This window comes from Amycolatopsis heterodermiae (assembly GCF_034929455.1).
Classification (GTDB): Bacteria; Actinomycetota; Actinomycetes; order Mycobacteriales; family Pseudonocardiaceae; genus Amycolatopsis; species Amycolatopsis heterodermiae.
In genome coordinates this window covers 289,315-303,009 of the sequence record NZ_JAYFSI010000009.1, presented here as the reverse complement: position 1 = coordinate 303,009, position 13,695 = coordinate 289,315, and the positions used below count along the sequence as shown (strand labels likewise).

Annotated in this window: 11 protein-coding genes; 3 read left to right on the top strand and 8 right to left on the bottom strand. The window is 72.7% G+C overall.

Annotated elements, in window-relative coordinates; translation table 11 throughout:
• Nucleotides 1–78: 78 nt before the first annotated feature.
• Nucleotides 79–1,284 carry a glycosyl hydrolase family 8 gene (locus VA596_RS33650; RefSeq protein WP_323332349.1) on the bottom strand — a complete coding sequence of 402 codons (1,206 nt, stop codon included), beginning with the start codon at nt 1,282–1,284 and terminating at the stop codon, nt 79–81.
• A 150-nt stretch (nt 1,285–1,434) separates the two neighbouring features.
• On the opposite strand from VA596_RS33650, the gene VA596_RS33645 reads away from it, so the two are divergent.
• Nucleotides 1,435–1,827, top strand: coding sequence for a pyridoxamine 5'-phosphate oxidase family protein (locus tag VA596_RS33645; protein WP_323332348.1), 393 nt, complete (start codon nt 1,435–1,437; stop codon nt 1,825–1,827).
• On the opposite strand, the gene VA596_RS33640 is transcribed toward VA596_RS33645, so the two are convergent.
• The 5 genes from VA596_RS33640 to VA596_RS33620 all read right to left on the bottom strand — a co-directional run bounded on the left by VA596_RS33640 (nt 1,802) and on the right by VA596_RS33620 (nt 8,104).
• Nucleotides 1,802–2,362, bottom strand: coding sequence for a TetR/AcrR family transcriptional regulator (locus VA596_RS33640; protein WP_323332347.1), 561 nt, complete (start codon nt 2,360–2,362; stop codon nt 1,802–1,804). The genes VA596_RS33645 and VA596_RS33640 overlap by 26 nt on opposite strands.
• Nucleotides 2,362–3,894, bottom strand: a complete 1,533-nt coding sequence (locus VA596_RS33635; protein WP_323332345.1) for an acyl-CoA synthetase — start codon at nt 3,892–3,894, stop codon at nt 2,362–2,364. Before VA596_RS33635 ends, VA596_RS33640 begins: the two co-directional genes overlap by 1 nt.
• A gap of 126 nt (nt 3,895–4,020) precedes the next feature.
• The gene (locus VA596_RS33630) at nt 4,021–5,223 is read right to left on the bottom strand and encodes a GTPase (RefSeq protein ID WP_323332344.1); all 1,203 of its coding nucleotides are present in this window, start codon (nt 5,221–5,223) and stop codon (nt 4,021–4,023) included.
• A complete protein-coding gene (locus tag VA596_RS33625; RefSeq protein WP_323332342.1) occupies nt 5,220–7,004 on the bottom strand; it encodes a P-loop NTPase family protein in 1,785 nt (594 codons plus the stop codon). Before VA596_RS33625 ends, VA596_RS33630 begins: the two co-directional genes overlap by 4 nt.
• Nucleotides 7,005–7,105: 101 nt before the next feature.
• On the bottom strand, nt 7,106–8,104 hold the full coding sequence (locus tag VA596_RS33620; protein ID WP_323332341.1) for an IniB N-terminal domain-containing protein: 999 nt from the start codon (nt 8,102–8,104) through the stop codon (nt 7,106–7,108).
• Nucleotides 8,105–8,403: 299 nt separating this feature from the next.
• Here VA596_RS33620 and VA596_RS33615 point away from each other — a divergent pair, with 299 nt between their 5' ends.
• Together VA596_RS33615 and VA596_RS33610 are read left to right on the top strand one after the other, a co-directional pair.
• Nucleotides 8,404–9,549 (top strand): Hsp70 family protein, encoded by a 1,146-nt coding sequence (locus tag VA596_RS33615; RefSeq protein WP_323332339.1) that lies wholly within the window; start codon nt 8,404–8,406, stop codon nt 9,547–9,549.
• Nucleotides 9,546–11,945: a helix-turn-helix transcriptional regulator gene (locus VA596_RS33610; protein WP_323332337.1), complete on the top strand. Its 2,400-nt coding sequence runs from the start codon at nt 9,546–9,548 to the stop codon at nt 11,943–11,945. Before VA596_RS33615 ends, VA596_RS33610 begins: the two co-directional genes overlap by 4 nt.
• 437 nt (nt 11,946–12,382) lie before the next feature.
• On the opposite strand, the gene VA596_RS33605 is transcribed toward VA596_RS33610, so the two are convergent.
• Nucleotides 12,383–13,126 carry a ferredoxin reductase gene (locus tag VA596_RS33605; protein ID WP_323332335.1) on the bottom strand — a complete coding sequence of 248 codons (744 nt, stop codon included), beginning with the start codon at nt 13,124–13,126 and terminating at the stop codon, nt 12,383–12,385.
• Complete coding sequence (locus tag VA596_RS33600; RefSeq protein WP_323332333.1) at nt 13,096–13,695, bottom strand: sulfite oxidase-like oxidoreductase; 600 nt, start codon at nt 13,693–13,695, stop codon at nt 13,096–13,098. Before VA596_RS33600 ends, VA596_RS33605 begins: the two co-directional genes overlap by 31 nt.

Genomic DNA, 13,695 nt, shown 5'->3' with positions numbered 1-13,695 from the left:
CGGTCGAGAGGACTCGCTTCGACCAGCACGAACCGGCCGCCCCGCACCCGAAATACCGGTGCGGGACGGCCGGAACGATCAAGCAGCCACGTAATTACCGGTCAGGATGAGCAGCACCTGGACCGTGATGCCCGTGCCGTAGTAGTCCGTCGAGTCCGGGGAGAACGACGCGATCGACGTCCACAGCTTGTCGAGCCACGCCTGGCTGCCCGGGTCCGTCATCGCCGCCACCGCGAACGGTGCCGTGAAGCACGGGTGCTGGCCGCTCTCGGTCTTGGTGCCTGACAGCGAGTAGCCGCTCTGGATCTTCGACGGGTCGCCGCCCGTGGCCGACTTGATCCACGTGTTCATCTTGGCGACCTGCGCCTTAGCGGCACTGCCGGAGGCCGTGATCGCGTCCGCGCCGAGGCGCCACGGGTCGCGGCAGGCGTTCCAGCTGTACTTGCCGTCGTACGGGCCCTCGAGGAAGTCCGCCGGCGCCGGCTTCGGCGTCGAGTTGGTGTTCACCACGAAGTCCGGCAGCAGCCCGGTGTTCGGCGCGTACTGCGACTGCAGCTGGCTCACCGCGGTCTCCGAGTGGGTCCGCACCGAGTCCCAGAAGCTGTCCCCCGTGGCCTTCGCGAACGCCCGCAGGTGCCCGGGCATCCAGTCCGACGAGCGTGAGCTGTTCTTGTACTCCGCGTCGTTGCCCCAGTCGCCGAGCAGCGTGAACTTGGTGCTGTTGTTGACTTCGCTCTTCTTGATCGCGTTGATGATCCGGACGGCCTCGGCCTTGTAGTTGACCGCGCCGGTGCTGCCCCACTTCGTGTCCGCGATCAGGAGGCCGTACGCGATCTCCAGATCGCCGTCGGTCGCGGAGTCGCTGCCGTTGACGCTCTTGCAGTTCGCATCCTGCTCGGCCGCGTGCAGGTCCTTGTTGTTGACCGACGGGTGCGCCTTGACGAACTTCACGATCCCGTCGACGATCGCGCGGGCCTGCGGGTCCTTGTCGGCCATCATGGCCGAGATCGTCACGCCGTAACCCTCGCCCTCGGCGACGAAGGAGTGGTCGGCGTCCTTGGACAGCACGGCGTAGGTGCCGCTGCCGCACTTGGTCGTCAGGAAGTTCTTCTTCCAGAAGTCGTAGTACTTCTGGAGCACCTGGTCCTGGGTGGCCTGCGAGACCGAGGGCCGCAGGGTTCCCGGCACGTACGGCGTGCCGGCCGCGTTCGCGGTCGCCGGCACGCTCAGCAGCCCGGCGGCCAAGGCGGCCGTGGCCACCACCGCCCGGACGATCTTCTTCATGAATCCTCCGACATCGTTGGCTGCGGCGATGGCGGTTCAGAGCGTGACAGAAGGTTCAAGAGCTGGTCAAGACTGTTAGGAAACTTTCCTTACAATTACCGTGAGTGGTTTCACCCTTCCCCGATCGCCCGGACGGACTAGCGTGGGGGCATGGAGATCGACCGCGACGCGGACTTCCGCGCCTTCTGGACCGAACGGCGCCTGGCGTCCCTGACGACCGTCCGCCCGGACGGCACCCCGCACGTCTCCGCGGTCGGTGTGACGGTGGACTTCGAGACCGGCCTCGCCCGCGTGATCACGTTCGCCTCGGCGGTCAAGGCCCGCCTGGTCCGCGCCGCGGGCGACGGCGGGATCCCGGCCGCCGTCTGCCAGGTCGAGGGCCGCACATGGTCCACTTTGGAGGGACGCGCGATCCTGCGCGACGATCCGGAATCCGTGCGCGACGCGGAGAACCGTTATGCGGCGCGGTATCGCGTACCCAAGCCGAACCCACAGCGGGTGGTCCTCGAAATCGCCGTCAACCGGATTCTCGGCAACGCTTAGCGCGGGAGTGCACCAGGCCCGTGTACTCGGCCAGCAGCGCCGTCAGCTCGCTGTGTTCCCCCGCCGACGTCAGCTGCTGGTGCCCGACGAGCATCGCCATCCCCAGTGACGTCAGCGTCCGGGCCAGCGCACGGTCGCCGACGATGCCCTTGACCGCCTTGCCGACCGTCCGCAGCCGGGCCTCGTCGACGCGTTTCTGGGCCGCTCGCACGCTTTCGTCGTTCATCGCCCACGCTCGGATCGCCGCCTCGGCCTCGTGGTGCAGCCCCAGCGTGAGGTCCATCAACGCGGCGAAGTCCGCCGACGGCCCGCCGGTGCCGAAGTCCCGCTCGCGCAGGATCCGCACCTGCCGGTTCTCCCAGTGGTCCAGGAGCTGCTCCACGAACCCCGGCCAGCCGCCGAAGTGGTGGTAGAACGACCCGCTCGTGACGCCGAGGTCGCGGCAGAGCCGTCCGACGTTCAGCTCGGTGAACCCGTGCTCCGCCAGCACTTCCAGCGCGGCCTCGAAGTAGGCCTGCCGCGTGACCGGCGGCATCAGACGTTCCGGCTGCGGTCCCGCCAGTACGGCTCGCGCAGTGACCGCTTCAGGATCTTGCCGGTCGCGTTGCGCGGCAACGCTTCCACGACGTCGACGCTGCGCGGGCACTTGTAGTGCGCCAGGCGCTCGCGGCAGAACTCCATGAGCTTGTCGGCGTCGAGCTGCTCGCCGGCGACGACGGCCTTGACCTGCTCGCCCCAGCGCTCGTCCGGGACGCCGATCACGGCCACCTCGGCGACGCCGGGGAACTCCGCGACCACCCGCTCGACCTCGGGCGAGTACACGTTCTCACCGCCGGTGATGATCATGTCCTTGACGCGGTCCTCGAGGAACAGGAACCCGCCGTCGTCGAGGCGGCCGACGTCGCCGGTGCGCACCCAGCCGTCCACAATGGTCTCCGCGGTCGCCTCGGGATTGCCGAGGTAGCCCGCCATCCGCTGCTCGGTGCGGATCCAGACCTCGCCAGCGTCGGCGTCCTCGAGCGTGACCGGGTCGACGATGCGGATGTCCACACCGGACAGTGCGGTGCCCGCCGAGGCCAGCCGCTCCGGGTGGGACTCGTCGCGGTGCGCCTCCGGGTCGAGCGCGGTGACCGCGCCGGACAGCTCGGTCATGCCGTAGACCTGGGCGAACCTGACGTCCGGCCAGGCGGCCAACGCCTTGCGCAGCAAAGGAAGCGGCATCGGCGAAGCACCGTAACAGAGGTACTTCATCGTCGAGAACGCCTGCATCGCCTGCTCGCCGGCCTGCGCGATCCCGGCGACGACGGCGGGCACCAGGAACGCGTGCGTGATCCCGGCCTTGAGCGCGGCGAACAGCGAGGCGGCGTCCGGCTCGCGCGTCAGGTACGACGGTTCGCCGTACAGGAAGCCGGAAACCGCGTAGCAGCTGCCGCCGACGTGGAACAGCGGCATCGCGACGAGATTGACGTCACCCGGCCCGATCGGGAACGCGGTGCCCGCGGCGATGCCGTGGGCGAGGACGCTGCGGTGGGTCAGCACGGCGCCCTTGGGGAAGCCGGTGGTGCCGCTGGTGTACATGACCAGGACACCGTCGTCCTCGTCGAGTTCCTGTGGCCCCAGGGGTTCCGCGGTCAGGAGGGATTCGTACTCGTCCCCGACGACCACCACGCGCTCCACCGCGGGCAGCCGGTCCCGGACCGCTTCGACGGCGGGCAGGAGTTCGGCGCCCACGAAGACGACCTTGGCACCGGCGTCCGCGAGCACGTACGCGAGTTCGTCGCCGGAGAGCCGCCAGTTGACCACGGCGTTCGCGGCGCCGATCCCGGCCGCCGCGAAGGTCGTCTCCAGGCAGGCCGGGTGGTTCTTGTCGACGAACGCCACGCGATCGCCCCGGCCGACCCCGGCCGCCGCCAGCGCACCCGACAGCCGCCGGACGCGCTCGTCGAACTCCGCCCAGGTCCAGGTGCGGTCGCCGTAGACGAGCGCGGTGTCCGCGGGCCGTTCCCGCGCCCAGTGCGCGAGCACCTCGCCGAACAGCCGGACCCGGGGGCGGTGGTCTTCGGGCATGGCGGGTTTCCCTTCGGGCCGACGCTGGACCGTAGACCGCTCTATGGTGCGTCGCTCCCGAGCGGGGCGTCAAGACCGGACAAGGACCACCGGGCAGGGCGACGGGTCGGTGTTTTCTTTGCCGCGTCAGCCGAACAGGGCCAGCAGTCCCTCGGTCGAGCGCACCACGACGTGCGCCGCGGTGCGTTCCGCGTGCGGGCGGTCCGGGCGCTCGGCCTCGTGGCGCCAGCGGCGCAGCGCGTCGAGGCCCGAGTCGTAGATCTCGCCCGGGTCCGCGTCCGGCTCCAGGCCGAGGCGGTCGGCCGGTGCGGTGCCCTGGGCGCCGAGCAGCCGCACCGCTTCCTCGGCCGGGTCGCCGGACAGCGCCGTGCGGCCGCCGCGGATGTCGGCGATCAGGCGCAGCTCGCGGAAGTCGTGCGCGGCCGCCGCGAACCGCTCCACTCGCGACACCAAGCGGTCGCCGCCCGGGCGGGGTTGCGCCGCCAGCAACGCTTCCAGGCGGATCACCGCCGTGCGCGCCTTCAACGCTTCGGCCCGCGCGACGAAACACCCGGCCAGGGTGTCCCGCAGCTCGCCGAGGCCACTGCGGCGGACCAGTTCCGCCGAGAGCTTGACGCGGTCGTCGCAGCCGGTGCGGATCAGCGTCAGCGCCAGGCGGACGCCGAACATCCCGAACCGCACCACCAGCGACCGTCGTGTCTCCACCGGGATCGGGCCGGGGAACGCCGGGTCGGTGAAGGAATCCACCGAAAGCACGTGCCGTTCCAGCTCCTCGCGCGGCACCGCGGCGAAGGCGGCCAGGAGGTCGAACTCGTCGTCACGCAGGGACCGGCCGCCGTAGGCCAGCTGCCCGGCGACGGCGATCACGCCCAGGAACCCGGTGCACAGCGGGTCTTCGCGCCACGCCCGCCGCGCGAGCTGCTTCGCGGTCAACAGCGCGTCGATCCGGCCCGCGCCGACCTCGTCGGCGCGTGACAGCACCAGCACCGAGTTGACCGCGCTCTGCCGCGCGAACGCCGAGCCGCCGGGCGGGTGCGCCGCGGCGAGCTCGTCCGGCTCGAGGTGGCGGACGAGCCGGACCGTCGCGTCCGGGAAGTCGTCGGCCGGGCCGGGGTCGTCGAGCAGCACGAGGTCGCGCAGCGCCCGCGTCGGCCACTCCCCCAGCGTAGCCGCGAGCGTCGTCTTCCCGGACGACGGCGCCCCGGCGAACGCGACGCGCAGTGGCTGGTCCAGCCGCTGCTGGCAGTCGAGCAGCAGCGCCGACGCACGCGGGTCGTCGCGGTAGAGCCCGGCCGCGGCGGCCAGCAGGTCGCGGACGTCCTGGGTCACGCCGAAAGCTCCCGCCGCTGCCGTCCGGCGATCGTGCCGAGCTCACCCGCGCGCTGGTGCAGGCCGGCGAGCCGGTCGATCTCGCGGCGGATGTGCACCGTGCGCCGTTCGCGCTCGGCCGTGCCGGCCAGGATCGTCTCGCGCTCGTGCGTCAGCTCGTCCGCGAGCTCCTCGGCGAGGCCGGTGAAGTGGTCACGGAGGCGCCGCTGCACCATGCGGACCGCGTCCCGGCATTCCTTGCTGAAGCGCAGGAAGACGTCGTCGACGTGCCGCTGGGCGGCCTGCTTGGCGACGGCCTGGCGGCGCTGCAGCCGCATCCCGCCCTCGTCGCGGATCGTCTTCACGGCGAACGCCGCGCCGGCGCTGATCGAGACCGGGTTGATCAGCGGCAGCCCCAGCCAGGGCAGGCTGGTGACCAGGCCGAACATCAGGACACCGCCGTACGACCCGCGCAGGCCGGTGAACGCCTGCTGGCCGATCTTGAACTTCTCGATCTTCGGCCGCCGGACGTCGTCGAGGTCTTCGATGCCCGAACCGTCGAGCGGCAGGTCGGGCAGCGCCTGGTCGTACTGCGTGCCGAAACACGTCGCGACCGCCTGCGCGATCCACTGGGACCGGTCGGTCAGCCACGCGTAGTTGGTTTCGACGGCGTCGGCGAGCGCGTCGTCCAGCCACGGCGCGAAGTCGTCCCACACCTTCGCCGGGTCGCCCTCGTCGAAGGTCTGGTCGATGGAGTTGACGATCTTGCGGGTCCGCTCGCGCAGGTCGTACTCGGCGTCGGCCAGCAGGTCGGTGATCTCGTCGGAAAGCAGGTTCTGCCACCGGGTGTTCTGCCGGCGCAGGTCGTCGGCCCGGCGTTGCGCCCGCTGCAGCAGCGCCGCCTGGCCGAGCCCGGCGTCCTGGCCCGCGGCTTCGGCGCGGTCGCGCAGCGACTCCACCAGTTCCGCCGCGGCGGCGCGCACGCCGACCGCGGCGAGCAGCGCGCGGGACTGCTCCGGCGGCCGGGCGGCCTGCTCGGTGATCCAGGTGAGCAGCTCGGGGAAGCCCGAACGGGAGTTGAGATCCGCGTCACCCGTCTTGGCCGCGGCCTGGCGCACGACCGCGGACACCGGCAGCACCGGCGAGTCGATCCCCGCCTCGGCGAGCATCTTGCGGTCGGCCTCGGCGACGGCGCGCCAGCCCGGGCTGGCGTCGATCTTGGTCAGCGCCAGCACGACGTGCGGGCACCAGGTGCGCACATGCCGGGCCAGCGCGAGTTCGGCGGCGCTCAGCGGCGCGGTCGCGTCCGAGACGATGATCACCGCGTCCGCTTCGGCCAGCAGGTCGAGCGCGGCGGCCGTGCGCGGCGACCGGGGGTCGCCGATCGGCGGGGTGTCGACCAGGACGAGCCCGGCCGCGAGGAGCTCGCGGGGCACGCCGACCTCGACCCGGCTGAGCGTGCCGGCGGGCCGGGCGCCGAGTTCGCCGGTCAGCCGGTCGACCGCGACGGGAATCCGCTCGAGGGACCGGGCGACCAAGGTCGCGGCGGGTTCGGGGGCGTAGGCGATCTCGGTCGGCACGGCCGGGGTGGCGGCGTCGCCGACCGCGCACACCGGCGCGTTCAGGATGGCGTTGAGCAGGTATCCCTTGCCCTGTTTGGGGAATCCGAGCACGCCGAGGCGGATCTGCCCTTCGGGGGCGTCACGACGTCTGCGGAGGCGCTCGGCGAGGTCGGCGCGGCCGTGGGTGCGGCACGCGTCCAACGTCTCGTTGAGCACTTCGAGCCAAGCCGGTGCGGTCACAGCGGACGAGTGTCCCCGGTTTACTCCCCGTACGCACACCGGGTGCCCGTCCCGCGGCTGCACCCAGACCGCGGGACGGGCACCGGTGACCGGTTCGGGAATCAGTGCCCGAGGTGGATGTCGTTGGACGCGATGTCGCCGATGTGCAGGTTGCCCAGCGCGTTGTGGCTGACGTCCGTGACATCGGAGACCACGTCGTGGACGGCCGTGCCGTTGCCGCCGGCGATGTCGCCGACCCCGCTCAGGACGTTGTGGTCCACGTTGAGGCCGGTGGCCGAGGTCACCGTGCTCGTGACGTCGCCGACACCGTGCGCGACGTGCGAAACCTCGGTGGTGACGTGCTTGATGTCGAGGTCGCTCGTGCCCTTGAGGATGCCGGTGAAGTCGCCGACGTGGGACGCGACGTCGGTGAGGTTCGACACGCCGCCGGTCAGGTCGCCGGTGTGCGAGGTGACGTCGCCGACCGGGCCGGAAACGGCGCTCAGCACCTCGGTGCCGATGGTGTGGGCGGTGCCCACGCCGCCGACGAGCGGCTGCTCGGCCAGCGTCGTCAGCTGCGCGATCTGGTTGGCGTCGGTCAGGTACGCCGGGGCCGCGGTCAGGTTGGCCAGCGCGGCCGAGTCGAGACCGCTCGCCAGGTCGCCGCCGATGATGACGCTGGTCACGTTGCCGGCGAGCGCGGTGACGTTGCCGGAGTTGGTGACGTCGGTCACGACGGGCAGCTCGCCGACGGGCAGGTCGCCCAGGCCCGGCAGCTCGCCGACGCCGAGGTCGCCGACACCCGGCAGCGCCGAGGTGGCCGGCAGGCCGAGGCCTGCGGTGAGGGCGGTGAGCTGGTCGATCGCGCCCTGGATGCCGGTGGTGTCGGTGCCCAGCGAGGACAGGTCGCCGACCAGCGGGAGGCCGCCGACGGCCGGGAGGCTGTCGACCGGCACGTAGTCGAGCACCAGCGGGATGACCTCGTGCACGTCGGCGGCGCTGACGTCGCCGAGGCCGGCGAGGGCGAGGGCCTGCTGCGGGTCCGTCCCGAAGGCCGCGAGGGCGGTCGGGTCGTTGAGCAGGTTGAGGGCGAAGTCGTGCAACGTCTGCACGGAGTCCATGGGGGTTCTCCTGATCCGGTGTTCGGGGGACGGCATCGGCCGCTGGGACCGGTGTCCATGGCCAAGTTAGGGAGGCGGACCCCCGGCGCACATCGGTGATCACTCCGAGTCGCCACCGGCTCAGCCGATAGGGGATCGATATGTCATCGTTAGGGAGTTAGGGGCTCATCCGAGACGCACGCAGTTGGGTTAAATCCCTCCAGACCCTTGATTGACTAACCCGTTTGGGTGAGGATGCCCCGAGCCCTAGGGGGATTTCGAGCCCCCGATCGGCCCCGCGAGGTGAGGAGGAAGCGCCGTTGTCCTACGTCCTCGGGATCGACGTGGCACAGGGCCGGACCCACGCCGCGATCTGCCACCGTCACGGCACCGGCTGGAGTGACCCCGAGCTCCTCTGGCTGGGCGAACGGTCCCCCGCCGCGGCGTCCGCGCTGTTCCTGGACGACGAGGGGTACCTGCTCACCGGCGACGCGGCGGCCCAGGCGGGCGCCCGGGTCCCGTCCCGGCTGCTCACCGGCTTCCACCGGCGGATCGGCGACGACGTGCCGATGGTCGTCGAAGGCGAGTCGTTCCCGCCCGAAACGCTGACCACGGTACTCGTCGAAGGCATCGCGGAGCACGCCGAGAACCAGTTCGGCGGCCGCCCGCGCCACCTGGTGCTGACCCACCCCGGCGACTGGGGCGGTTACCGCCGTGACCTGCTGCGCAGGGCCTTGGCCGACGCCGGGTTCACGGCGGTGACGCTGGTCCCCGGCTCGATCGCGGCGCTCGGCGCGCACCTGCCCGTGCCCGGCCCGGGCGTGACCGCCGCCGGCGTGTGCGAGTTCGGCACCGACGGCGTGCACGTCAGCCTCGCGACGCCGACCGCCGCGAACGGCTGGCAGATCGCGGCGAGCGCCGAGGGCGTGTCCCCGGCTGCCGCGTTGAGCACGCTGTTCGCGCTAACCGGCACCGCTTCGATGTCCCCGAAGGGGCTCGCCGGCGTGGTGTTCTGCGGCGACGTCCCGCCGCACGCGCTGCCCGCCCGGCCGCCGTGCCCGATGTTCGCGGGACCGGTTCCGCCGGCCACCACCGCGCTCGGCGCGGCCGCCCTCGCCGGGCTGCACGCGGACCACCGGGCCACCCCCCAGGAGCCCCCGGCCGTCGAGACCACCCTGCTCCCCCGGGTGGACACGCTCGGTGAGCTCGGCGAGCGGCCACCCCGGCCGCCGGTCGAGATCACGCCGTTCGAACTGCCCGAGCGCAGCGGCCCGCTGGACCTGTTCCGGCGCCGCCGCCCCCTCGCCGCCGCGGTCCTCGTGCTCGCCGCGGCCGTCTCCGCCGTGCTGATCACCCTCACCGCCCGCGAAGCCACCGCCGGCCCCGACCAGTCCCACGCCCCGAGCCAGTCCACCCCGAGTCACTGCGCCGCTCCCGGCGCCCCCTCCGGTGAAGGTCACTGTTGAACACACTGCTCACGCAGGCCGCCCCGCTTCACCCCGTCCCCGTGCACCCGGCGGCCCGGCAGCTGCTCGACCAGGTCGCCGCCGACCCGGCCGTACCGCTGCGGGTCGCCGTCGTCGCCCCCGGCGGTTACGGCAAGAGCGTGCTGCTCGCCGCGCTCGCCCGCGTCTACCAGCAGGCCGGCGCGGACGCCCTGCTCGTCGACGACGCCGACCGGCTCGGCGCCGACCAGCTCGAAGAGCTCCTGGCGGGTGCCGAGGGCCCGATCGTCGTCGCGCACCGGCCGGCCGCGATCGCGCCCGGCTGGACGCTGGTGCAGCTCGGCCCGCTCGGCGTCGAGGACGTCGCGCGGCTGGTCGAGACGCTGACCGGCCGGCCCGCCGACCCGGCCGCCATCGCCGAGCTGCACGCCGCCAGCGGTGGTGTGCCGCGGCTGGCCGAGCGCGCGCTGCTCGGGCGGCTGGAGGAGTTCCGGCCCGAGCTCGACGAGCTCGACGACGACGTCCTGCGCTACCTGATCGCCGCCGAAGCCGGCGCGGGGCGCAACCTCGACCTGCTGTGCGCGCTGCTGGACCGCACGCCGGACCAGCTGCCCGGGATCGTCGACGGCGCCCGCGCGACCGGGCTGCTCGCCCCGGACGACACGCTGCTGCCGCTGGCTTCGGGCGCCGTCCGCGACTTCGGGCCGCCCGCCCGGCGCCTGACCACCGTCCAGCGGCTGGTCGAGCTGCAGCTGGCGAACGGCCTCCCGGTGCTCGACCTGGCGCGGTCCCTGCTCGGCACCGGCAGCACCGGCGCGTCCGCGGCGGCCGCGTTCGCCGCGGCGGCCGCCGAAGCCCTGCCGACGGACGCCCGCCTGGCGACGCAGCTCTTCGAAGCCGCCGCCGAAGCGGGCGACCGCGGCCCGGCCGTCACGGCGGGCTGGGCCCGCGCGGCCGGCCTGTCCGGCGACCTCGACACGGCGTTGCGCCTCGGAGACGGGATGCTCGGCGCGGCCGACGCCGAGAGCCGCGCGGCCGGCGCCGAGATCGCGGCCACCGTGCTGGCCCACCGCGGCGAACTGGCCCGCGGCGCCGAGCTCTACCAGTGGGCCGCGACCCACGGCGCAAGTGGCCGCGGCGGCACCGACGCGTTCGCGGCGACGGCGCTGGTCGGCACGGGCGACGTCGAAGGTGCCCGCCGGCTGCTCGACTCCCCCGCCCCCGGCCTCCCCCCGACGTTGTTCGCCGGCGCGGCCACCCGGATGGCCCGCGGCATCGCCGATTCGGTGTCCGGCTGCGCGACCGAGACGTTGTCCACCCTGCTCGGCGCGGCGGCGATGCTGGAACCGGCGCTGGGCGGCACGCTGCTGCCGGATAGCCCCGCGGCGCTGGCCGCGCTCGCCGCCCTGCACACCGGTGAGCTGGCGCTGGCCGAGTCGGTGCTGAGCCGCGCCCTGCAGGGCCGCATCGGCGGCGACCTCCTCGCCGTGCGGCACCGGCTGCTGCTGGGCTGGGTGGCGATGACCGCGGGCGACCTGGCGGCGGCCGCGGAACACCGCGACGCCGTCTCGGGTCACCCGCTGGAAGCGCGCGACGAGCTGTTCTTCGCGACGCTCGAGCTCGGCCTGGCCCGGCGGGCCAGCGACCTGGTCGGGCTGCAGCGGTCGTGGGCGCGCGCGTACCAGGCGTCGATGCGGCAGCAGACGGACCTGTTCACCCTGCTGCCGCTGGGCGAGCTGGCGATCGCGGCGGCCCGCACGGGCACCCACGCGAAGCTCGCCGGCCAGCTCGAACGCGCCCACGCGCTGCTGACCCGCCTCGGCGAGCCTCCACTGTGGACGGTTTCCCTGGTCTGGCACGAGCTGCACGCGGCGATCACGCTGGAGGACGCCGAAGCCGCGAAGGCGCACCTGGCGACGTTGACCGCGCACGCCCACTGCGGCCGCCACCCGAGCGCCCTGGCCGCGGCGGCGAAGGGCTGGCTCAGCGTCCTCGGCGGCACGTTCGACCCGGACGAGATCTCGGCGGCCGCGGCGGAACTGCACGACCTGGGACTGTGCTGGGACGCCTCCCGCCTGGCCGGCCAGGCGGCGATCCGCACGTCCGACCGCAAGGCGATGGTCCAGCTGCTGGAGGCGGCCCGCCAGTTCCAGGGAACCGGCCTCCGCCGCGAGGCGGGAGCCACGGAACCGACGACCTCGGGCACCGGCCTGGCGGCTTTGAGCGAGCGCGAGCTAGAGGTGGCCCGCCTGGTGGTCGAGGGCCTGACGTACAAGCAGGCGGGCAGCAAGCTGTTCATCTCGGGCAAGACGGTGGAGCACCACATGGCCCGCATCCGCGGAAAACTGGGCGCGGCGGATCGCCGGGAGCTGCTGGCGACGCTGCGGGAACTGCTGTCTCGCCCTGATTCTCCCTAGGGGCTCGCGGGGGTCGGTTGGTTCTTGCCTGGGGCTGCGGTTGGGCATTGCGCGTTCGGCGCTGTCGGGTTGCTCGGTCGCGGCTGGAGCTGGATTACTCGAGTGTCCCCGACGCGCGGCGCTGACAGCTTAGGTCGGTCGCGGCGGAGTGATGGCGCGGCCAAGTCGCTCGCCATCCCTCGCCTCGGCGCCGACTGCCTGGTTCCGTCGTGGATGGGGCTCGGCGCGACCGGGATTACCCGGGAGTCCCCCGACACACGGCGCCAACAGCATCGGTCAGTCGCGGCAGAGAGGGCGCAGCGAGGTCGCTCAGGCCAGGCGCCGGCCGGGTGGTTCAGCGCGGCTGGCCCTGCTGTGGCTGGGTTAGTCGAGCGTCCCTGACAGCTTGGGTCGGTTGCGGGAGCGTGGCGGCGCGGCCAGGTCACCCGCCCGGTGGTTCAGTCGCGGCTGGGGCCGAAGCGTTCGGTGCGGATGCGGTGGGGGTCGTGGCCGAGGGCGACCAGGATGTCCGCCACCGTCTCCACGAAACCCGTTGGGCCGCAGACGAAGGATGTTGCGCCGAACTCGGCGGGCCAGGCTGCCGTGTTGAGCGTGGCCACGTCGATGCGGCGCGGGATTCCCTCGCGGCCGTCCGGTAGCTCGCGCGTGTAGACGTACGTGACGTCCAGGCCCGCGGTCGGCTTGCGCAGCTCGTCCGCGTAGTACAGCTCGGCCGGGGTGCGCAGTGAGTAGATCAGCTTGAACGGGGTGCGGGCGCCCGCCGCGCGACGGGCGCGGATCATCGCCATGATCGGCACGATGCCCGAACCACCGGCGACGAGCAGTACCGGTTCGGGGTCGGCCGGGCGCCAGACGAACCAGCCGCCGACCGGGCCGCGGATCTCGACCGGGTCGCCGATCGCGTACGGGCCGGCGAGGTGCTCCGACACCTCCCCGTCGGGGACGCGCTGCACGGTCAGCTCAACCCGGTCACCGTCGGCGGGGGCGGCGAGCGAGTAGCTGCGCTGCGCGCGGTAGCCGTCGGCGGCGGTCAGGCGGACGTCGACGTGCTGGCCCGCGAGGTGTCCCGGCCAGCCTGGCAGGTCGAACACCAGCGTGCGGGCCGTGGGGGTCTCGTCGCGGAACTCGGCCAGGCGGGCGACCCGCCAGGCTAGTCGCCCTGATACCGCTGTTCGCGCCATGGATCCCCGTAGTCGTGGTAACCGACGTTCTCCCAGAAGCCCGGCTCGTCCCGGGTCTTGAGCTCCAGCCCGCGCACCCACTTCGCCGACTTCCAGAAGTACAGGTGCGGCACGACCAGCCGCGCCGGGCCGCCGTGCTCGGGGGTGAGCGGCTTGCCGCCGTACTCGTAGGCGACCCAGGCCTGGCCGTCGAGCAGGTCACCCAGCGGCAGATTCGTGGTGTAGCCGCCGTAGGAGTGCACCATCACGTAGTCGGCCGCGGTGTCGAGGCCGCCGATCAGCGTGTCCACCGGAACGCCCCGCCACCTCGTGTCCAGTTTGGACCACTGGGTGACGCAGTGGATGTCCACAGTGAACTTCTCGCTCGGGAGAGCCATCAGCTCGGCCCAGCTCCAGGCGTGCTTCTCGCCGGACTCGGTGGTGACCGTGAACTCCCACGTTTCGGTGCGCACGCGCGGTGTCGGGCCCGCCGACAGCACCGGGAAGTCCTCGGCCAGGTACTGGCCGGGTGGCAGGCGCGGGTTGCCGCTGCGGGCACGGCCCTGGAACCCCGGTGTCACGACACCCAT